The sequence below is a fragment of the Vibrio sp. K4 genome (assembly GCF_051122595.1).
In the GTDB taxonomy this organism is placed as follows: domain Bacteria; phylum Pseudomonadota; class Gammaproteobacteria; order Enterobacterales; family Vibrionaceae; genus Vibrio; species Vibrio owensii.
Map to the genome: position 1 here is coordinate 345,680 of NZ_CP178578.1, position 20,557 is coordinate 366,236.

General features: G+C 46.6%; 20 protein-coding genes. 13 read left to right on the top strand and 7 right to left on the bottom strand.

From position 1 onward, the window contains the following. The first annotated feature begins 121 nt into the window (after positions 1 to 121). Entirely contained in the window at positions 122 to 451 is a 330-nt protein-coding gene (locus ACLIIY_RS19105; protein WP_005434828.1) for a DMT family transporter, read from the top strand. 16 nt (positions 452 to 467) lie between these two features. After that, entirely contained in the window at positions 468 to 1,097 is a 630-nt protein-coding gene (locus tag ACLIIY_RS19110; protein WP_434529131.1) for an HAD family hydrolase, read from the top strand. Between the two features lie 55 nt (positions 1,098 to 1,152). On the opposite strand, the gene ACLIIY_RS19115 is transcribed toward ACLIIY_RS19110, so the two are convergent. Together ACLIIY_RS19115 and ACLIIY_RS19120 are read right to left on the bottom strand one after the other, a co-directional pair. Then, a complete protein-coding gene (locus ACLIIY_RS19115) occupies positions 1,153 to 2,331 on the bottom strand; it encodes a lytic polysaccharide monooxygenase (protein ID WP_434529132.1) in 1,179 nt (392 codons plus the stop codon). Positions 2,332 to 2,542: 211 nt separating this feature from the next. Next, the gene (locus tag ACLIIY_RS19120) at positions 2,543 to 2,983 is read right to left on the bottom strand and encodes an Lrp/AsnC family transcriptional regulator (RefSeq protein WP_434529133.1); all 441 of its coding nucleotides are present in this window, start codon (positions 2,981 to 2,983) and stop codon (positions 2,543 to 2,545) included. A 149-nt stretch (positions 2,984 to 3,132) separates the two neighbouring features. Between ACLIIY_RS19120 and ACLIIY_RS19125 the strand changes: the two genes are divergently transcribed. The 5 genes from ACLIIY_RS19125 to ACLIIY_RS19145 all read left to right on the top strand — a co-directional run bounded on the left by ACLIIY_RS19125 (position 3,133) and on the right by ACLIIY_RS19145 (position 9,085). Further along, a complete protein-coding gene (locus ACLIIY_RS19125) occupies positions 3,133 to 3,717 on the top strand; it encodes a LysE family translocator (protein WP_434529134.1) in 585 nt (194 codons plus the stop codon). A 282-nt stretch (positions 3,718 to 3,999) separates the two neighbouring features. Next, positions 4,000 to 5,922: a S9 family peptidase gene (locus tag ACLIIY_RS19130; protein WP_009706785.1), complete on the top strand. Its 1,923-nt coding sequence runs from the start codon at positions 4,000 to 4,002 to the stop codon at positions 5,920 to 5,922. A 233-nt stretch (positions 5,923 to 6,155) separates the two neighbouring features. Next, positions 6,156 to 6,926 carry a siderophore-interacting protein gene (locus tag ACLIIY_RS19135; RefSeq protein ID WP_434529135.1) on the top strand — a complete coding sequence of 257 codons (771 nt, stop codon included), beginning with the start codon at positions 6,156 to 6,158 and terminating at the stop codon, positions 6,924 to 6,926. Positions 6,927 to 7,147: 221 nt separating this feature from the next. Beyond that, positions 7,148 to 8,014, top strand: coding sequence for a LysR family transcriptional regulator (locus ACLIIY_RS19140; protein WP_132698191.1), 867 nt, complete (start codon positions 7,148 to 7,150; stop codon positions 8,012 to 8,014). Positions 8,015 to 8,254: 240 nt separating this feature from the next. After that, positions 8,255 to 9,085 carry a hypothetical protein gene (locus ACLIIY_RS19145; protein ID WP_434529136.1) on the top strand — a complete coding sequence of 277 codons (831 nt, stop codon included), beginning with the start codon at positions 8,255 to 8,257 and terminating at the stop codon, positions 9,083 to 9,085. Between the two features lie 71 nt (positions 9,086 to 9,156). Here ACLIIY_RS19145 and ACLIIY_RS19150 read toward each other — a convergent pair whose 3' ends face one another. The 4 genes from ACLIIY_RS19150 to ACLIIY_RS19165 all read right to left on the bottom strand — a co-directional run bounded on the left by ACLIIY_RS19150 (position 9,157) and on the right by ACLIIY_RS19165 (position 13,936). Next, entirely contained in the window at positions 9,157 to 10,026 is an 870-nt protein-coding gene (locus ACLIIY_RS19150) for a LysR family transcriptional regulator (protein WP_005434817.1), read from the bottom strand. A 69-nt stretch (positions 10,027 to 10,095) separates the two neighbouring features. Then, entirely contained in the window at positions 10,096 to 10,608 is a 513-nt protein-coding gene (locus tag ACLIIY_RS19155) for a GNAT family N-acetyltransferase (RefSeq protein ID WP_061009117.1), read from the bottom strand. A 118-nt stretch (positions 10,609 to 10,726) separates the two neighbouring features. Beyond that, positions 10,727 to 12,886 (bottom strand): metallophosphoesterase, encoded by a 2,160-nt coding sequence (locus ACLIIY_RS19160; RefSeq protein WP_434529137.1) that lies wholly within the window; start codon positions 12,884 to 12,886, stop codon positions 10,727 to 10,729. A 243-nt stretch (positions 12,887 to 13,129) separates the two neighbouring features. Beyond that, complete coding sequence (locus ACLIIY_RS19165; RefSeq protein WP_434529138.1) at positions 13,130 to 13,936, bottom strand: arylamine N-acetyltransferase family protein; 807 nt, start codon at positions 13,934 to 13,936, stop codon at positions 13,130 to 13,132. Between the two features lie 314 nt (positions 13,937 to 14,250). Between ACLIIY_RS19165 and ACLIIY_RS19170 the strand changes: the two genes are divergently transcribed. From ACLIIY_RS19170 to ACLIIY_RS19180, 3 genes are all read left to right on the top strand, one after another. Continuing rightward, entirely contained in the window at positions 14,251 to 15,399 is a 1,149-nt protein-coding gene (locus tag ACLIIY_RS19170) for an S-(hydroxymethyl)glutathione dehydrogenase/class III alcohol dehydrogenase (RefSeq protein WP_005434809.1), read from the top strand. A gap of 154 nt (positions 15,400 to 15,553) precedes the next feature. Then, positions 15,554 to 16,393, top strand: coding sequence for an S-formylglutathione hydrolase (gene fghA, locus ACLIIY_RS19175; RefSeq protein ID WP_020195097.1), 840 nt, complete (start codon positions 15,554 to 15,556; stop codon positions 16,391 to 16,393). Between the two features lie 204 nt (positions 16,394 to 16,597). Next, positions 16,598 to 17,788: a BamA/TamA family outer membrane protein gene (locus ACLIIY_RS19180; protein WP_409579454.1), complete on the top strand. Its 1,191-nt coding sequence runs from the start codon at positions 16,598 to 16,600 to the stop codon at positions 17,786 to 17,788. Between the two features lie 49 nt (positions 17,789 to 17,837). Here ACLIIY_RS19180 and ACLIIY_RS19185 read toward each other — a convergent pair whose 3' ends face one another. Further along, positions 17,838 to 18,209, bottom strand: coding sequence for a DUF805 domain-containing protein (locus ACLIIY_RS19185; RefSeq protein WP_005434803.1), 372 nt, complete (start codon positions 18,207 to 18,209; stop codon positions 17,838 to 17,840). A 281-nt stretch (positions 18,210 to 18,490) separates the two neighbouring features. Here ACLIIY_RS19185 and ACLIIY_RS19190 point away from each other — a divergent pair, with 281 nt between their 5' ends. Genes ACLIIY_RS19190 through ACLIIY_RS19200 form a run of 3 tightly spaced genes read left to right on the top strand, consistent with a single transcriptional unit; the run spans position 18,491 to position 20,461 of the window. Next, positions 18,491 to 18,955 (top strand): oxidoreductase, encoded by a 465-nt coding sequence (locus ACLIIY_RS19190; protein ID WP_027726610.1) that lies wholly within the window; start codon positions 18,491 to 18,493, stop codon positions 18,953 to 18,955. After that, on the top strand, positions 18,955 to 20,046 hold the full coding sequence (locus tag ACLIIY_RS19195) for a GGDEF domain-containing protein (protein WP_039986391.1): 1,092 nt from the start codon (positions 18,955 to 18,957) through the stop codon (positions 20,044 to 20,046). Before ACLIIY_RS19190 ends, ACLIIY_RS19195 begins: the two co-directional genes overlap by 1 nt. A gap of 10 nt (positions 20,047 to 20,056) precedes the next feature. Then, positions 20,057 to 20,461, top strand: a complete 405-nt coding sequence (locus ACLIIY_RS19200; RefSeq protein ID WP_199481737.1) for a hypothetical protein — start codon at positions 20,057 to 20,059, stop codon at positions 20,459 to 20,461. Positions 20,462 to 20,557: the final 96 nt, after the last annotated feature.

The window sequence follows — 20,557 nt, forward strand, 5'->3', positions numbered from 1 at the left end:
ATGTAAGACGGGCTTATTATTACAACCAAGTAAAAGTCATTTGAATTTTTATGGGATTATCATTTTATTCGACATCAATATACTAGCCCCATTCCAAATTAACCGATGACGAACGATAACAATGAGCTGGTTTTTCTTACTTTTAGGCGTGGGCGCAGAAGCCCTTTCACACGTTGCACTTAAAGCCACTGATGGCTTTAGCAAACCGCTGCCTGCAACCCTTGTACTAGTTGGCCACTTAGCTGCTTTTGTCTGTTTGGCGCAGGCGATGAAAGGCGGCATGCCAGTTGGCATTGTTCACGCCCTTTGGGCAGGTTTGGCAATTGTATCGGTGACTTTAATCTCACAATTGGTTTACCGCCAACACATGGATACTAGCCTTTGGATTGGCATGGCACTTATCGCAGCGGGCGTGATGGTGATAAACTTCTCTCACGGACACGCACACTAAACCATAAGGCAGCGGATTGTCAGATAGCCAAAAGCCCTCTCTCGCACTGTTTGATTTTGATGGCACCATCACCGATGAGGATATGTTTAGCGCCTTCCTCCACTATTCTGTTTTTGGCCTGCGCAAGTGGGTCGGAAACATTGTGATTCTGCCGTTCTATGCGCTCTACAAGGCAGGCGTCATTCCTGCTAAGCGAATGCGCCCTATCGCTAGTTTCATCGCCTTTGCAGGAAGACGAACGCAAGAAGTTGAAGCGTTAGGAGCCCAGTTTGCAAAAGAGGTGATTACAAAACACATTCGCCCAGAAGCCCGAGCGAAACTGGAATGGCACCAAGCGCGAGGCGACACCATAGTCGTGGTCTCAGCGTCACTTAACGCCTACTTAAAACCATGGAGCCAAACGCACGGCTACCAATTACTTTGTAGTGAGTTACTCAGCGAAAGCAAATACATTAGTGGTCGTTACCAAAGTGGCGATTGCAGTTTGGAAAGAAAGGTCGAGCGTGTTCAACGAGCTTTCGACTTGAGCCAATACGCAACGATTTATGCTTACGGCGACACCCACGAAGATATTCCGATGCTCAAATTAGCCAGCCATGCGATGATGAATTGGCAACCTTGGCAAAGCGAAAACAGCCTGAATTAAAACAGAAAACCCTTCTCAATTGAGAAGGGTTTTGCGTATTTGAAACGAGTGAAACTTAACGCCAAACACCCCATTCACCTGTGGTTCCCGGCTCTTCGCCAGTTGTCCACCACTGCGCAGTCCATTCACGACCATTGTGCGTCACGACATCACCTTGGTTGTACACTGCATCTTTGCTCCAAAGGTTGGTCGGCTCAACTGGTGGCGTGGTATCACCTTTAATCAATGACAACGCGTAGCTAAAGTTAGCGTTCGGAGCCAACACTTGGTTTGCGTAGATGTTGTTGGTATCAAACATGTAGTGGTTCATTGCTTCGTGCCAAATACCAACGTACCAATCGCCCGTTTGCTGAGAATTAAATTGGTCGGCTAACTCCGCGGCCCACGTTGTTGTGTTGTTTGCACTGATTGCTAGTGACAGATCGACGATCTCGCTGCCTGTTGCATTAAACGTGCGGAATCGTACCGTGTCTCCAGCTTCTACCGGACCAAAGCCTTGAGGGACAAAGTAGCCCAGAGCGGTCAGGTTGTTTGCTGGATCCGTTGGGTCAACTGAATCGGTAGGAGGCGTTGTACCATTGCCGTTTAAGGTAATGTCACTACAATTGTAGAAACCCTCACCTGCCACATCAATACGTTGCCAACGAGTATAGAGAATCGCATCGCCTGAACGATCTGCAGGGAAGGTTACCTGCATGCGGTAGCGCTTTTCTGCATCCACATACACATCGCCAGCAGTATCAATCAGCTCTAAATCGTCCCAAGTCAGTGGTTGAGTATCGTCATAAGTAGGTTTAGAAAGATAAAACTCCCAGTAAGACGGGTTATGCGGCGCTTTGCCAAAGAACACCAATTCGATCTGGTTGTTCGCATCCGGCGTTACATTCGTGCGCTGCCAATTTGGCGATGGGATATTCAAACCTTTCTTAGCAGCATCACCCGCTGAACAAAGTTCGCCATCACGCACAATGGCTTTCACGTGTGCCATGTCGCGGTAGTTCGGTACGTTTGCAGCAATCTCGCTGCGTTGTACGAAGGGGTAAGCACCCGATTCGTCATATGCTGCCTGACACGCTTGGTTTGGAATTTCATTGGTCCAAAAACCGCCGTCTAAATAACAGGTGTTTTGGCGAGCGCTCGGAAACTCGACCCAGCCGTGGGCACTGACATTAAAAGAGCTTAAAGCCGCAAGTGCGCCCAAGCTTGCAATGGGAAGGGTTACGTATGATTTCATCATTCATCCTTAAATTTTCTGACCCGCTGCTCGCGAACCGGGCAGCGACGTAGAAAAACTAGCAGGATGCGATTATTTAGAAGGTGAGAATAAATGCTGGAATTGTCAGATTGCAGACTGCTTTCCAGCATTTTATGTGGACTATGCTCATACTCGACTGACTCTTTCGAGTCACTTCAAATTGATGTGCTACAAAATCGAGGGAGAAGGATTAACGCTCGTCTTTTGGCGTGTCCATCACCACCATGGTTGTAATGGCTTTAACGTGTTCACATTCACCAAGAACATCGGCATGAAACGCTTTGTACGCCGCAAGGTCTTGAGTTTCGACTCTTAATAGATACTCGTTAGAACCCGTAATGTTGTGGCACTCGACAACTTGGTCGACAAATCGAACGTGATCTTCAAAGCCTAGTTGTGCGTGTTTGGAATGCGATGCCAAGCCTATCGACACATAAGCGACAAAACCGACGCCCATTTGCTGATTGTCCAGCACGGCTCGATAACCTTTAATCACGCCTTTTCGCTCCAAATCTTGCACTCGACGCAAGGTCGCGGATGGCGATAATCCAACTCGTTCAGACAGCTCCACATTGGAGATTCTTCCGTCTGACTTCAGCGTTTGCAATATTCTTTCGTCAAATCTATCCATGATGCTCTTTTGTTGTTTAGCGAGTGAGTATTCGTCAAATAAAAGCACAAAATTGATGGCGCTTCTACCTATCATTGTTCTCGACCGGTCAGAAAACGTAATCCCTTGCCCGCTTATGTGCAGGCAAAACAGAAATGCAGGAACACATTATGGAATACCATCAACTTGGTGCGTTGGCACTGTTTGCGTTTGTCTCGACCTTCACACCGGGCCCGAACAACATCATGCTTATGACGTCTGGTGCTAACGTCGGCTTTAAGCGCACTATCCCACACATGTTGGGCATCACGCTGGGTTTCGCCGCGATGCTGATTTTGGTTGGCATTGGTCTTATGAGCTTGATTCATGCGTATCCGATCACGCATAGCGTCCTTAAGGTAATGAGCCTGACTTACTTGTTGTACCTCACATACAAGATCGCAACCAGCAGCAAGACGGAAGTCAAAGATGATTACCGACCAATGAGCTTTTTAGGTGCAGTGGCGTTTCAATGGGTGAACCCTAAAGGCTGGTCAATGGCACTCACCGCCATCACCGTATACAGCAGTGGCGGATCTTGGCTAGAACTGGCTTTTATCGCCGGCATCTTCTGCTTAGCGAACCTGCCCTCTGTGACTTTTTGGACGGCGGCAGGCATGCAACTTCAACGTTGGTTGACCACGTCTAAACGCGTAAAAGGCTTCAACTATGGCATGGCGGCGCTTCTGCTTTTGTCGACTATCCCAATGATATAAATGACAAAACAATGAAAGATAAGTGTGACTTATGCCAAGTTTTGGCTAGTCCTTTGTTCGGTAAGTACAAATAATCGCCACTTCCACGGATGGATTGGGTCATAGTAGCAACAGCAGTGACTAAAACATGAAAACTTAATAAGCATCCGCCTGAAGCTAGTTTAGCGATTAGGCGCACTTCGTCACTGCTTTGTCACGGCGCTGTATTTTGCCGCGACAATCGATTCACTCTGACCGACAAGCACGATGCTGACAGGTCTGTCACACAAGGAGCGTTACACAATGCGTACTCGCAAGCTCATTCTTGCTACCGCTTTTGGCTTACTCGTTTCGGGTTGTAGCCAAACCTCGACCACCACAACCGCAGAGGTCATTCCGCCAGAATATCCGGTGGAATATTTCTTCCGTAATTCAGAAGTATCGAGCTACCAAATCTCCCCAGCTGGCGATTACATTTCGATGATGAAACCGTGGCAAGATCGTAAAAACGTCTTTGTTCATCCCGTGGGCAAAGCCGATCAAGTCAAGCGCATCACATCCATTGCCGATCGCGACATCGCTTACTACTACTGGGTTGGCGATGACACCATCATCTACTCTCGCGATACGGGTGGTGATGAAAACTTCTACCTCGTTACGGTGAACGTAAAAACGGGCGAAGAGAAAACCATCACACCAACATCCGGGGTCGTGGCTTATGTTATCGACACCTTAGAAAGCCAGCCTGACGACATTCTTATCACGACTAACGAACGTAACCGACAAGTGTTTGATGTTTATCGTCATAACTTGAAAACCGGTGAAAACACGCTGGTTGCACAAAACCCAGGCAACGTGCGTTACTGGGGTACGGACCACGATGGTAACATTCGTGTGATTTCGACTTCAGACGGCGTAAACACCGCAGTCCTCTATCGTGACACTGTGGATGAGGAGTTCCGTCCACTGAAGAACCTCACCTTCAAAGAAGACTTCTCGCCAATCTCGTTCACACCAGACAACAAGAACTTGTACGTTGCTTCTCGTATTACCCGTGATAAATCCGCGATCATTGAATACGATGTGAAAGCAAACAAAGAAGTGCGCGAGATCTTCTCTCATCCAGAAGTGGACGTGACGAATGCAAGCTACTCAAACGCACTGAACAAGCTCACGACGATCTCTTATGTAACGGACAAACGTCAGTACCACTTCCTTGATAAAGGTTATGAAGAGACTTTTGAGCGTCTGCAAGAAAAGCTTCCGGGCGTTGAAATCTCGGTGAACAACACGACTCGCGACGAGAGAAAAATGATTGTCGTGACCTACAGCGACACCGACCGTCCAAATTACTACTACTACGATCGCGATTCAGACCAACTTGAAAAGTTAGCTGCAAACGCACCTTGGCATAAACCAGAAGACATGGCGGAGATGAAGCCAATCACTTATACCGCTCGTGATGGGTTAACCATTCATGGTTATCTGACGCTGCCAAAAGGTCGTGAAGCAAAAGATTTACCACTATTGGTATTGCCACACGGCGGTCCTTGGGCACGCGACCATTGGGGCTTCCAACCAGAAGTTCAGCTGTTTGCCAATCGTGGTATCGCAGTACTGCAGATGAACTTCCGTGGCTCAACAGGTTATGGCCGTGAGTTTTGGGAGAAGTCGTTCAAGCAATGGGGTCAGTCGATGCAAGACGACATCACGGACGGCGTAAAATGGGCGATTGACCAAGGTTACGCACAAGATGGCGAAGTGTGTATCTACGGCGCATCTTACGGTGGTTACGCGACATTGGCTGGTGTGACGTTTACGCCAGACCTGTACAAATGTGGCATCGACTACGTTGGCGTGTCTAACCTGTTCACCTTCATGGATTCTATTCCACCATACTGGGCACCTTTCCTAGCCATGCTGCATGAGCAAGTGGGCAACCCGGAAGATCCAGAAGACGCGAAGATGATGAAAGCTTACTCACCGGTGTTCCACGTAGACCAAATCAAAGCACCACTGTTGGTTCTGCAAGGCGCGAAAGATCCACGAGTGGTGAAGAGTGAGTCTGACCAAATCGTTAATGCTCTGCGCGACCGCGGCGTTGAGGTGGAGTACATCGTTAAGGAGAACGAAGGTCACGGCTTCCGTTCACTAGAAAACCGTCTTGATGGTTACCAAGCGATGGACCGATTCCTGAAGACGCATTTGTTAGAACAAACGCAGTAAACAAGCTCCATTCTTCTCTCAAGGGCACTTCGGTGCCCTTTTTTATTGTCCCGTCACTATCTTATAAAGCGGGACAACGAAGTGTTCATTTGAGCGAGGCGTACCGAAATTAAATCGCCGATTCTCAGATCAGAGTGTAAATTTAGATAAAGACACTATCTGCCTTATTGAGATGCTGTTAATCTTAGATGAGAAAGAGAATAGTTATCAAACGTAGTGAAATGTGAATTAAAATGAAAAAGAAACCACAACCAAAAAGCCTCGTTGTCATCAACACACAAGCCGTAACACCAAACATGCAGCGCATTACCCTGCAAGGTGACGCGCTGGGCAACTTCCCACAAGATTGCGAAGGCAGCTACATCAAGCTGTTGTTCAACGAAACCGGCGGCACCGATATTCAAGGCTTCTCAGAAGACAACCGCCCTGTCATGCGTACCTACACCATTCGTCGCTTCGATCCGCAAGCATGTACGATTGAAGTCGACTTCGTACGTCACATCACCAAAGACCTACAATGTGGCTTTGCCGCGCGTTGGGCAATGTCTGCCAAAGAAGGCGACACCATTAACATCGCAGGCCCAGGCAGCATCTCGAACCTAAATACAGAAGCTGATTGGTTCTTTATGGCGGCGGACATGACTGCACTGCCTGCGCTGTCTGCAAAGATTCTTACTCTGCCAGAGGACGCAACAGGTTATGCGGTGATCAGTGTGATCTCTGAAGCGGATATCCAAGCTCTCGAAGCACCAGCAGGTATGGAAATCCATTGGATCACCGAGCAATCACTCGAAGATAAGGTTCGCTCGCTAGAATGGAAAGCAGGTGAAGCAGCAGTGTGGTGTGCTTGTGAGTTCGACTCGATGCGTGCGCTACGCCAATACTTCCGTAACGAAAAAGAAGTGGAGCGTGAAAACCTTTACCTCAGCAGTTACTGGAAACAAGGCGTATCAGAAGATGGCCACAAGGTCATCAAGCGCGAAGATGCAGAACTAAACGAGTAGTAAATGTAACTTTATATTACTTTTACTATAGATAATGCTGAGTTTTTTGGTCGAAAGCTCAGCGTTTATTTTTATATCCTATAAATATCAATAAATTACTGCCAACCTCACTTCTTCCCTCTAAAAACTCCACCCCAGTCATTATAACAAATCCATATAGAGTCTATCTTTTAACCTCGTTAAGCTGTCGATAATCTACCCACCATAACGACGAGGCAAGTATGAACACCGATAAAGTAAAAGCCTTTGTAAATGCCGCTGAGCTTGGCTCCTTTTCTGCCGCAGCACGAAAACAAGGTAAAGCGCAATCTTGGATTAGCAATGCCGTCAGTGATTTAGAGATCGATTTATCGGTCGAGTTATTCTCACGCGATGGTTATAAACCAAAGCTCACCGCAGAAGGCGAAAATTTGCTCGGTTATGCCAAAAGTATGCTCGCAGCAGAGAGTAAGTTTTTGCGCCATGCGGAGCACTTGGCTCAAGGCGTTGAGGATAAAGTCGTGGTCGCCATTGATGACTGGCTAGTAGATGACAAGATGCGACAAATCATCATTGGGTTTCAACAACAGTTTCCTCAAGTGGAATTGGTACTTCATAAGCGGCCAACTCAAGATTTGGTTGCCATGATAGAAGCGGATGAAGTCGATCTAGCACTGATTGTTGGGCGACATTTTTTTGATAGTACAATCCAATATCAAACCATTGATTACGTGAAAACCTGTTTAATTTGTGCACGAGATAATCCTCTGCAACATAAAGTCGTCGTACCAAGTGATTTAGTAGGCACGACTCAAATAACACGCAGTAGCGTATTCAATTTGGACAACCGCTTCCTCGATCTAGAAGAAGTAAACAAGGTAAGAATTGATGACATTGAGACAAGCATAGAGCTTGTAAGCAGAGATGTCGGTTGGGCTATCGTCCCATTGGAATTGGCGAGAAAAAACTCACATAAAGTGGTTGTCACCCAGACTAGTCTTGGTGAAAAAGGACTCTTGTTCCGAATGGACATGATCACATCAGAAATTCGAGCCAACGGTATTGCGACTGATTGGCTGAAAAAAACATTGATTACTGAATATGCATAAAGGCAGTTTTAGAAAATAGGAGGCAATATACGAATATAGATCTATCGTAAATCTGAAGTTTACTTTTTTATTCTGTTTATATCCAAACGTCAGTTGGCTTAAATAATATTAGGAAAGGCATTAACCTTAATGTCAGGAATCACTCTTCTCTTTAAATAAAAAATAATAAAGAGAATAATGGAATAGTAATTGAGTGTTTTTATTTTCATCAAAACGAAATTATAATGACTAGGTAGAAATATGAAGAAAACTCTTTTGCTTGCGAGTATCTTGCCACTTTTGGCTGCTTGTAATTCCTCAGACACAAATGGTGACAACGGCATTGATTCTGGAATAAAACCTGTTCAGCCAATCGAACCCGCGCCTCCGGTTCACCCTATAGAGCCGGGTGAGCCTGTCCATCCAATTGAACCTGGACATCCTGTGCATCCCATTGAGCCAGAAACACCCGTTCACCCCATAGAACCCGGAGAACCTGTTAATCCTATTGAACCTGTAGTTCCGATGTATCAAGCTGTCGCCGACCATTTTCAGAAAACTTATGACCAGATACATGACCTTTGTGAATCAGACTATCATTTGAATGAAATATCTGGTTTTCACTATGAGATGGAATGTCGCTGGTCTGAATCTGATGAAACATTTTCCGTTTATTATCAAGAAAAGACCGATACTAGTAGTCAAACCGCAGATATTACTCTGATATTTAATAACGAACTTTTAAATATTAGTCGCGTTGGTATTGATTTAAAACACAGAACAGCTATTACACAAAGAGTTATCGATGTAGAAGACTTCTCCCTCGTAACTTATTACCGCGACAATATTTACTGGGAAAAACACAAAGCGCATAGCTTTGATCATATTCACGCCCAAACTCGTCACCAAGCCGTCGTGATGAATAGTGCTGAAGATAAAGATATGCCTCTCGATTTTCTAAGGATGAGTGAGGAACTTACGTATGGCGTCGAAAGTACTTTTTCTGAGATAAAAGAAGGTCAATTGACAGCACACTTCAAGTACTACCAGCCTAGCGTGTTTTACAAATTGAACGACATCTTTAATAACTAAGCAGCATCCTGCAAGTCCCCGCCTTTGCGAATCAATAACCCCTGATAAGCAAAGTGCTGGGGACACCTTTCTTAGCTCATGTTTTCAGCCAAGAAATCAATCAGTAAGCGCACTTTTGGCGACAGGTTTCGGTTTTGTGGGTACAGCGCCCAAATACCTTCACGATCGTCTCGGTAATCGGTTAACACTTCTACCAGCTCGCCATTGTCTAGCGCCTCTTGCACGTAGTAGTCCGGCAGTTGCACCAAACCTAAACCACGTTTTGCCGCATCGACCAACGCAAAGCCACTGTTGCATTTGATTCGGCCAGAAACACGCAAAGACTTCTCACGCTTTTGCTCTTTAAAGTGCCAATAATCGGCGGTACCAACCAAACATTGGTGATGGCTCAGCTCAGACAAGGTATGCGGCTCGCCAGAGCGATCTAAGTACGCAGGGCTAGCGCACACGTAAAGCTGTCGAGATGACAAGCGCTTGGCAATCAAACTGGAGTCTTGCAAACGTCCAAGACGAATCGCCACATCGACGCCTTGCTCAATCAAATCTAACTTTTGGTTGGTCAGATTCAAATCCAGATTTACCTGCGGGTATTTCTCAATAAACTGGTGCAACAACGGCGCTAAGTTCATCTCACCGTAAGTCACAGGAGCGGTCACTTTGAGCAAGCCTTTCGGTTCTGCTTGCATTTGCGTTACCGCCAATTCGGCCAACTCCAAGCCCTCAACAAGGTGTTTACACTGCTGGTAATAGAGTTGCCCAGCCTCGGTTAGAGAGACTTTTCGTGTGGTACGGTGCAGCAACTTAACCGCTAAACGCTCTTCCAACGCTGACACGCGGCGGCTGATTTGCGCCACCGATGTTTTCAACTTGTTGGCTGCGCCCGTGAAGCTGTTGGTTTCTGCGACAGCGACAAACTCGCTCACGCCTTCCCAATTCGCCATGAATGTGGTTCCTGTGGAATTCTATGTATTGCGTATTCTCACACAAAGTTTCATGTGGAGAAAACCTGTTTAAAAAGGATAGCCGACTAAATGGACCGTCTGTTGTGGCCAAATGATGTTCAGCGAACACACCATAGTGTCGCTCGTGCTAACCCATTTATTGGACTGAACTTTCATGTGTAAGTTGTTGATCGGTTGATAGCCGCTGGACTGGTAGACATGGGTACGGCCAAACAATATCGAGAACGCATCGCCTCGCTCCAAAGCATCTTGATGTACCGCCTTAAGCAGTAACTTCACCAACCCTTTTCCCCGTGAATCGGGCTGCACACACACTTCGGCAATACCACTTATTGGAAAGGATTGGTCATCAATCATCACTTGTTTTTCATGAACCGCAACATGGGCCGCAAGGGTGTCTCCGTCCCAAATGAGGTAACGGTGGCGAGGCATTTCATTGAAGTATCGTTGAGTTCGGAAGATTTTGTCTTGCTCCTTGGTGAAGCAAGTGGAGAGCAAACTTCTTAGCTTTGCGTCGAGTTCTTGGGTGACTTCATCATCAAGTATGTATTCAAAGCGCATGATTTACCTCATTTATTTCTCTTGGTTAAAGGTAAACCTTTGAAAAGCCACTTACTGAGAGACAGCGCAAATAAAAAAGCGCAGACTGAGCTGCGCTTTCCATTTTTAGATAAGGGTGTTATTCGCTTTTGAGAATATCGCGCTTCACTTCGCCTTTAAGATCAATCAGCGTTTGCTGCTCGGTATCAATCAGGAAATGATCACTCGCTTGTCCGGTCGCGAACTTCTCAAGAATCACAAACAGGCTACCAAAGCGTGAGCGGAACACTTCGCCAACCGAGTATTCACCCAAGTCACCAAGCTCAGAATCGACCGTACCAGCAAACTCAGACAGCTCTCGACTTAACAGCTCATATTGCAGCAATTGCACTTCTTCAATGTCACGGAACGCTAACTCATCGGCATTGCGAAGACGGTAAAAATCCGTTGCTAGCTCTTCACCATTCCATTCAGCAAAATCGGTCAACGTAAAGCCGCCTTCTTGAGCAATGGCTTCTGCTTGTTGCGACGCGGCTTGCCAGTCTTTCTGGAACTGTTCGTAATCAACAACAGCGTTCTCGTTACAGTTGACGATGTCATAGCCAAGCTCTTTCGCTAGCTGGCACACGGTAAATTCCGTCGAAAGCTGAGACATTATCAGCATGTCGTCGCCATCCATGTGCATGATCATTTCACGCATTTCTAAAGGCCAATCACTCGGTAAGAAGCGCAGGCGAGTCAACTCTCGAATGTGCCAATCTGTCAGGGCGTAGTAACTGTCAGCTTCAAGAATCTCTTTGTTCCAGATGCTCGCCTTTGCAGTTTCATCATCACCCGCTTGTTCAGTCAGATGCTCATGCTCACGTGCATAGTGCTCAAACAATTCGTTGTAGCCAGCCACTTTGTCGATCACGACCGTTTCTACTTCCACTTGGTGATCAGGACGAATGTTCAGAAGTTTGTAAGCCGGAATGTACCCCGCCAGAGAAGGCGCCTGAATGTTGAACAACGTGTGTTGCACACCGTCAATCACATAGCTCTTCTTACCAGTATCATTGAAGTGCATGTGGCCACCAACGTGAATGCTCAAACCCGTCGCAGCCAGTGCTTTGCTGGTGTCGTCGTTTGGTTCGCGAGAAAGTTGATGACTGCCTTCACCAAACAGGTCTTCGATGTCTTCTGAAGCACCGTTGTAGAAATCGGTCATTGGAAAATGGCTGAATGACACCAAGGTTTTATTCTGCTCTTTCGCCGCTTTCACCACATCGGTGATCCACTCGATAACGTGTTGCTTGTGGGTCAACATCATGTTGTAGCCTGCGCTGCTAGAGCCATCAAAATCCTCACCATTGACCGAACCATCTGGCAAGGTGTCTTTTGGTTTGTAGACGTTCGCGTCGATGGCCAACAACCACAAACCTTTCACTGGCTCTACCAAGTAGCTGGTATCTGGCACCACCGCACAGTTGGTGTAACCATCTTGTTTGTACTCACCGCCCGTCCCTTGATGGCAAATCTCAAACATACGCTTGTCGTAAGTCGCTTCTTCTGAAGCAAGTTCGTACGAGTAGTTGTTGCGGGCTTCATCGCTGCTGTAAGGCGTTTCGAAGTACAGGTACTCTTCTTGTGGGTAGAAACCGTGCGTGCCAAGGATATCCATGATCTCCTTGTAGCCCCACTCTTTCACTTCTTCCGTACAGATGGTGTCTAGGTTGCCATCTTCACCCGGAATCGTGCCCCATTCGCCTTCGTAATCAACACACTCATCTTTACCACGGCTGAAAATGCGTTGTTTCTTGCCGTCTTCACCAAGGTAATCCGATTTGCCCGCGGCGACGGTAAATGGCTTGCCCGGATCGTGGTTACCCGGCGCTGCGAAAAACTCAAGTCCATATGTTTCACGATAGTGGTCGAAGATTTTGACCAAACCACGCATGTGCACAGGCTGGCCGTCATCACTAAAATCGCCCGGTAGCGCAACATACTTAATGCCGCGCTCTACCACGTCATCCAAAGCCGCGATCATTGCGAAGTAGTTTTCATTGAACAGACGAGTCGATTCCATCTGCGATTGCATGGTACGAATCGTCGCGTACTTACCGCTTGAGTTGGTATACAAACCTTGGAAAGAGCCGTCTTGGAAATCACCATACACATCGTGGAAGTGGATATCTGGCATAAAGGCCACTTGGACTGGCGCTTCGAGTTCTGGGGTGTCACTGCTAGAAGAGTCTGAATTACAGCCAACTAAAGCAGCGGCAATCAGACCGGAGAGTACGGTCAATGTACTGCGTTTCATTTTTCTCATCCCGATAAAAGAGTAATAATTTTGAAATCGGGCGAGGAGCTTAGGTAGAAAAAATGACAATTAGGTTGCGACTTTCTTACAACTTATCGTAAGCCGTTCTGATCTGTGACCTTCGTTCACACTCTTTTTAATCAATAACTTAAACCAATAAACAGCTTGGAGTAGACCAATTTAAACCCATTGATGCTCACTATATTTTTCGCCAAGCATCAATGGTTAAGTCATTCAGAATGGTTATAGCTTAGGCAGTGGTTTCAGGTCTTGATACTCGGCATTCAGCTCAATACCAAAGTGCTCTTTCAGCGCTGATAGGTAGCTTTGCCCTTCTGCCAGTTCTTGCTCAATCACTTCATTATTCAAGCGGTGCTTTAACGTGTGGTTCGCCAACGTGATGATTCCAAACTCGGTCGCTAGCGTGGCAACACGACTGGACGTAAAGCGCGAATGAGGTGACGTTGACGCATAGTGATTTCCACACACAATGTCGCCATCAAACACATGTTCAAAGTCCAAGCTGTACATATCAATCCACTGGTTTGCATCATCATAAGACTGAATTTGTAGCATGTAGCCAACACGCACATCTTCAACAAAACGGAACGTTTGCAGGTCAGTATGAATAGGTTGATTAGTCACAAAAGGCAGCGGTGCGCGTGGTGTGTTTGAGCCAAAACCTGCATCGACAATCCACTTTTCATCCCCAAACGTCACCAAAGTGAACTGATGCGTTCTGCCTGAAGGAGTGCCAGATAAGTGTACGCGGCCTAAAAGTGGTCTTGCTTCAAAGCCAACCTGTTGTAGCACTCTTAGCAGCAGACCATTCAACTCAAAACAGTAGCCACCGCGCTCGTGGTAAACCAACTTTTCGATGATGTCTTGTTCAGACGTCGAAATGCCTTTGCCCAATGCGATATCAAAGTTCTCAAATGGCAAACGACGATGCTGCGCGTTATGCAGCGTAAAGAGGGTATCAACGCTGACGTCCAATTGCTGCGTTACGCCAATCTTGTTTAAGTAAGCCTTTAAATCTGTGTTGTTCATTCTGATCCTAAATCGATGTTTCTTCGCAATGGCCGACACAATAAAACCTCAACCACGCTTGAGGTCAAACCCCAAAACGAATTTTCTCGTCCTTACTTTGTTTTTCTCCAACTTACCCTGCTTCGCTCGCATAAATCATTGCACCTTTTTGTTGATTATTACGTATGCGTAAAAATCATTTTCAATTTAACCGGATTATCATTTTTCGTGAAACACCTAAAATGGGCACCAACAAAACGACGCAGCGCAGTGAGCAAACCTCAACTACGCTTATGACGTCACTCCATATACTGAGAATATAAAGGAAACATCCAATGTCGCTTGAAATCAAACCTGGTCAAACTCACATTAAATCAAAAGCAATGGTTGCATGGGCTGCTGGCGAGCCACTTAAAATGGAAGAAGTTGATGTACAACTTCCAAAAGCTGGCGAAGTGCTAGTACGTATCGTAGCAACTGGTGTTTGTCACACTGACGCATTCACACTATCAGGTGACGATCCAGAAGGTATCTTCCCTTCAATCCTTGGTCACGAAGGTGGCGGTATCGTTGAAATGGTTGGCGAAGGCGTAACAAGCGTTGAAGTTGGCGACCACGTTATCCCACTTTACACAGCTGAATGTGGTGAGTGTAAGTTCTGTAAATCTGGCAAAACTAACCTATGTCAGGCAGTTCGTGAAACTCAAGGTAAAGGTCTAATGCCAGATGGCACAAGCCGTTTCTCTATCAACGGTGAGACTATTTTCCACTACATGGGTTGTTCTACTTTCTCTGAGTACACGGTTCTTCCAGAAATCTCACTAGCGAAAGTAAACAAAGAAGCACCACTTGAAGAAGTTTGTCTTCTAGGTTGTGGCGTAACCACTGGTATGGGTGCGGTACTAAACACAGCTAAAGTTGAAAAAGGCGACACAGTTGCTGTATTCGGTCTAGGCGGTATCGGTCTTTCTGCAATCATCGGTGCTCGTATGGCTGGTGCAAGCCGCATCATCGGTGTAGACATCAACGAAAGCAAATTCGACTTAGCGAAACAACTTGGTGCTACTGATTGCATCAACCCAATGAAATTCGACAAGCCAATCCAAGACGTTATCGTTGAGATGACAGACGGTGGTGTTGACTACTCATTCGAATGTATCGGTAACGTAAACGTGATGCGTCAAGCACTTGAGTGTTGTCACAAAGGTTGGGGTGAGTCAGTAATCATTGGTGTTGCCGGTGCAGGTCAAGAGATCTCAACTCGTCCGTTCCAACTAGTAACTGGTCGCGTATGGCGTGGTTCTGCTTTCGGTGGTGTTAAAGGCCGCTCTGAGCTTCCAGAAATCGTGAACCGTTACATGGCTGGTGAGTTCGGTCTGCAAGAATTCATCACGCACACTATGGGTCTGCAAGACGTGAACGAAGCATTCGAATTGATGCACAAAGGTGAATCTATCCGTACCGTTCTTCACATGGATAAATAATCCAAGATAGCAGCTCACGGAATGTGACTGATATTTGGAAATTTGAAATAGGCGCTCTTCTCTCTGGACACTTTTCCTCGGGGAAGAGAGCCATCCGCTGTCTTTAACGGTCTTGTCCGCCGTTAAAAATCATTGTTTTATCGAGAGATTATTCATGACCATTGAAAGCCTAAGCCAAGCCAAAGTATTCGGTGGTTGGCATAAACAGTACACACACGAATCTCGCGCTTTGAACTGCAACATGCGCTTCGCGATCTTCTTGCCACCAAATGCAACCAAATCAAACCCAGTGCCTGTGGTTTACTGGTTGTCTGGCTTGACGTGTACCGATGAGAACTTCATGCAGAAAGCAGGCGCGTTTCGCATGGCGGCTGAGCTAGGTATCGCCATTGTGGCACCGGATACCAGCCCACGTGGTGACGATGTTGCAGACGACGAAAACTACGATTTGGGTAAAGGTGCGGGTTTCTACCTAAACGCGACTCAAGAGCCATGGTCGCGTCACTACCACATGTACGATTACATCACCCAAGAACTGCCAGCGATCATCGAAAGTAACTTCCCAGTCTCTGACGTGAAGTCGATTTCGGGTCACAGCATGGGTGGTCACGGTGCGATCACCATTGGTCTGAAAAATTCAGATCAGTACCGTTCAATTTCAGCATTCAGCCCAATCAGTAACCCAATGCAATGCCCTTGGGGCCAAAAAGCGTTTACCGCTTACCTAGGCACTGATATCGAAAGCTGGAAACAATACGACGCGAGCGAGTTACTTAAGCAAGCAAAATCACCATTACCTATCCTAGTCGACCAAGGCGATGCTGATAACTTCCTTGCTGAGCAATTGAAGCCTGATGCGTTACTGGCGGCAGCGAAAGCCCACGATTCACAAGTTGAACTGCGCATGCAGCCGGGTTACGACCACAGCTACTTCTTTATCTCTAGCTTTATCGCTGATCACTTGAACTTCCACGCGAAGTACCTGTTTGCTTAACACCTGATTTAGGCTCGTTAAGCCAACGAGTGAGCACAGGAAACCAAACGGTTTAATAATCCTCTCTATACAAAGCCACCTATTTATTAGGTGGCTTTTTGTGTTTTAAAAACACTCACTTTCCCTTTACACAAGTCCCATTGCAATTTATCGAAATGACGTCTAACTTGTAATTGAACATCATTCAATTAACGCTAGCACTTTATGAAAAAACCAACTTCAGTCCTGCTAACCTCGACTTATTTCGGGTTGTTAGCGACCTCTCCTATTGCCGAGGCGATAAGCTTTTTCGATCCCATCGATGGGCAATTGGATATGGGTGAATACCTTGCTGAAAACGCCTACGGTTTTCTGCCCGTCCCGATTGTGATTACCGAACCTGCTGTCGGCTATGGTTTGGGGTTCACTGGCGTGTTTTTACATGAATCCGATGAGCAGCGAGAGAAAAGGCGCAAACTGGCGGAAACATCACTCGATGGTGGTGCCCAACTGTTAACGCCTGCGATCACCGCAGTGGGCGGCTTCGCGACCGAGAATGGTACTTGGATGGGGTTTGCTGGCCATCGCCGAACTTGGGCGCAAGACACGGTGCGTTACCTTGGTGGCATCGGTTATGGAGACTTCAACATGACCTTCTACCCACAGTCCACGCTGCCGGGGCTAGACGGCGTATTCAATGGACAAGGGTTAGATTTCGAGATTACTGGCGGCGGCATGCTCAACCATCTTCAATACCGCATTATTGATGCCCCGTTGTTTATCGGTGTGAAGCAGCTCTATTTCGTGACCGATCAGAAAATCACGAACTCCCCTGTTGCAGATAAGCTGCTGCAAACCTTGACCAATACCTCTCCAACCACTTCGGGATTGGGCTTAACACTGGAATGGGACAGCCGAAATAACTTCTTTAGTCCAACACAAGGCTATAACTACAAAGCGGAATTTCTTTGGTACAACGATGCGTTTGGCAGTGATTACGAGTACGAACAACTGGACGTAGAGGGCATCAATTATTGGGAATTAGCCGATGATTGGTCGTTGGCTCTGCGTGGGCAATACAAGTCGCTTTATACTGACGAGCGCTTTTTGCCGCCTGCGTCATACCCAGATATCGAGCTGCGTGGTGTGGCAAGAAACCGATACCAAGGGGATGAAACACTCTCGGTAGAATCTCAATTGACCTACCAATGGAATACTCGTTGGTCGACCAACCTCTTCGGTGGCTTTGGTTACGCTTCAACGGAAGAATCGCTATTTGAAAACGATGCCGAATACGCTTACGGCGTGGGCTTTCGTTACCTCATCGCACGTCGGTATGGCCTGCAAGCAGGTATGGACTTCGCTTTCAGTGATGAGGATAACGCGGTCTATTTCCAAGTGGGTTCAGGCATCTAAACCCACTTGCCTCTCGCCATCACAGCTGACAGCATCACGGTTATCTTCGTCATGATTGATATTTAGGGTTCGCGCCGTATTGGTTCGAACCTTCTTCACTGTCTTGAATCAAGAAGTACAGCAGCACCAAAATACCAATGATTGGGACAAAGGCGATCAATGCCCACCAACCGGTTCGTCCTGAATCGTGCAAACGACGCACAGTGACGGCAATCGACGGGATCATGATAAACAACGCATATATCACACCGAAGAAGCCAAAATTCTCCATTTGCATCACGCTGCCAATGACTCGGTCAATGATGCCCATCACCAAATTGATCAGCACATTGACTAACGTAAAGTACCAATACTCTTGGCGTCTCGCTCTACCACTAAAGTTGGTGTAATTGAGGATAACTTTATAGTACCAATCAAACATATCGACTCTCCTAATGAGATGAAAGTGTCGCGAAAGTTAGACAACGTGAAGCAAACTGCACACAAAATAAGCTAAATGATATATTCATCCAATAGTTGTATTTTTAACTCTGTCATTAACCTTGACGTATATTCAACCAACGGTTACTTTTCACCCATAACGTATTATATAAATCCATCAAGTTGGCTCTATTATTAATAAATATATAACCGAAATTTCAGCGGATCGGTTCGTGAAAGCGATCCAACCGGAATGAGGGCAATAAATTCAAAGGGCACAAGATGAGAAAAACAATGGCGCTCGCTTTGCTTTTGTTTGCACCGACACTTTTTGCAAACACGATACAGTTTAGCAGTCCTGAAAATTCCAATGTCGTTGTGGCACTAAAAGACCTAGAGTCACTGCCGCAAACTACCTACATCACTGAACTACCTTGGCTAGAAACCCCTGCCGAGTTTGACGGCGTTAAACTGAGTACACTGCTGCAACATACGTTTGGCAACATTCCTCAGCATGTCGAAGTTCGTGCGCTCAACGACTACCACTCTGACCTATCTCGCGAAGACATTCTTCGTTATCAGCCGATCGTGGCATACAAACAAAACCATAATTACATCAAAATCAGAAACAAAGGTCCGTACTGGCTGATTTACTCAATGAGTGAACACCCAGAGCTTGATAACGCGCAATACCACTCTCAAATGGTTTGGCAAATCAACAGGATAAGTGCGAAAGAAGATCAATAATGAAGGCGAAACCCAAAACCCCGAAGCAGGGGCCCTTTTCAACCAAGAGTAAGTTGATGTTGCTCGTGTTTGCATCGACACTACTGATCGCAAACATCGTTTTATTAAAAGAAACCCGCGCGCTGACCAAAACCTACTCCGACCAACAAAACCAAGCGACTTGGTTCTTGTTCCATTTGTCCAAAGAGCTGTCCGAATTGGTGGGTGAAGCTCGTCGTTTGAACGAAAGCGTAATGAACATCGACGGCACCGAGTTGCAATATGAACTGGCATGGAGCCGTTTTGATCTGCTGATCAACAACAAAGAGGCGGATTCTTTCCTATCTCGTGAAGAGGTGCGAGTGTACTTCGTATCCTTGTTCGACAAGTTCCAGCAACTCGAGCCAATCTTAGTTGAAGCCAAAACCGGTAGCAGCATTGCCGCCGCCCAGTTTTATCGCGCCACTCAGAACTTGTATATGGAGATGATTGATTACGTCACTCAAAACTTCCGAGTCGCGAGCCCACTCTACAGACAACAACAAGAACGTGCTTACAACTTGCTCCAAGCGCAGTACATCTTGTTGGGCATTTTTGTTCTCACCGTCGCGTTGATGACTTACTTCTACAAACGCGAGTCTAAGTTCCACAAAGAACTGGCCTTGAGCGACCCACTGACAAATCTTGCCAACCGGAGCGCACTGTTCATCGATTTACATCGCAGAGAGGAAACCGATACCCCATTCTCGCTGCTCCTGCTCGACCTGAACGGCTTTAAGAACATTAATGACACATTGGGGCACCAAGCGGGTGATATCGCCTTAATCGAGGTTGCAGAGCGTCTGAGCAACATGGCGATGGATGACTTTAGTGTGTATCGCATGGGCGGTGATGAGTTTGCCGTACTCATCAATGCCACCGAGCAAAGCAAGATCGCCGAAGCGACGCACCACATCAACGTGGTGTTTGAAAAGCCGATTCTTGCCTCTGATAAAGCAAGCTCTTTGTCCACCAGCTTAGGGGTGGCAAGCTATCCGCAAGACGCCGACAACATTGACTTCCTGATCAATTTAGCGGATAAGCGCATGTACAAAATGAAATTCCAACGTTAAACGGATAACCATGATGAAAAACTTCATGCGAGCAGTGCTGTTACTGCTAGTGATCGCGATAGGTGTACTGGCTTGGGTGTTTATCCCATCTCACGAGACGGTGGGTGCACAAACTCTCGAAGAAGCGCTCAACGACAACTACACACTGGTTGGCCATCGCATTCATTCGACAGACCCAGATACCGGCAATATGTTTGGTTACTTCGTGGTGTACAAAGGCGCAAGCACGGATGATTTGGAACCGTTTTTGGTGACTTCTGATCAGTTTATTCGCATGGAACAAACCGGTGATAACACGCTAGCCCTCACCGTTAATGGTCGCATCTACCGGTACCACAACGACCTGTGGGTAGAAAGCCCTGATGGCAAGTTGCAACATTGGTTTGTCAGCGCGACAGCGAAATACGTTCGCTAAGTAGGCGCATACTTAACTTCAGACACTTAGCTTCAGATAAACAAAAGCCCCGCTCATTACGTAGCGGGGCTTTTTTATGTTCGAATCTGACGAAGC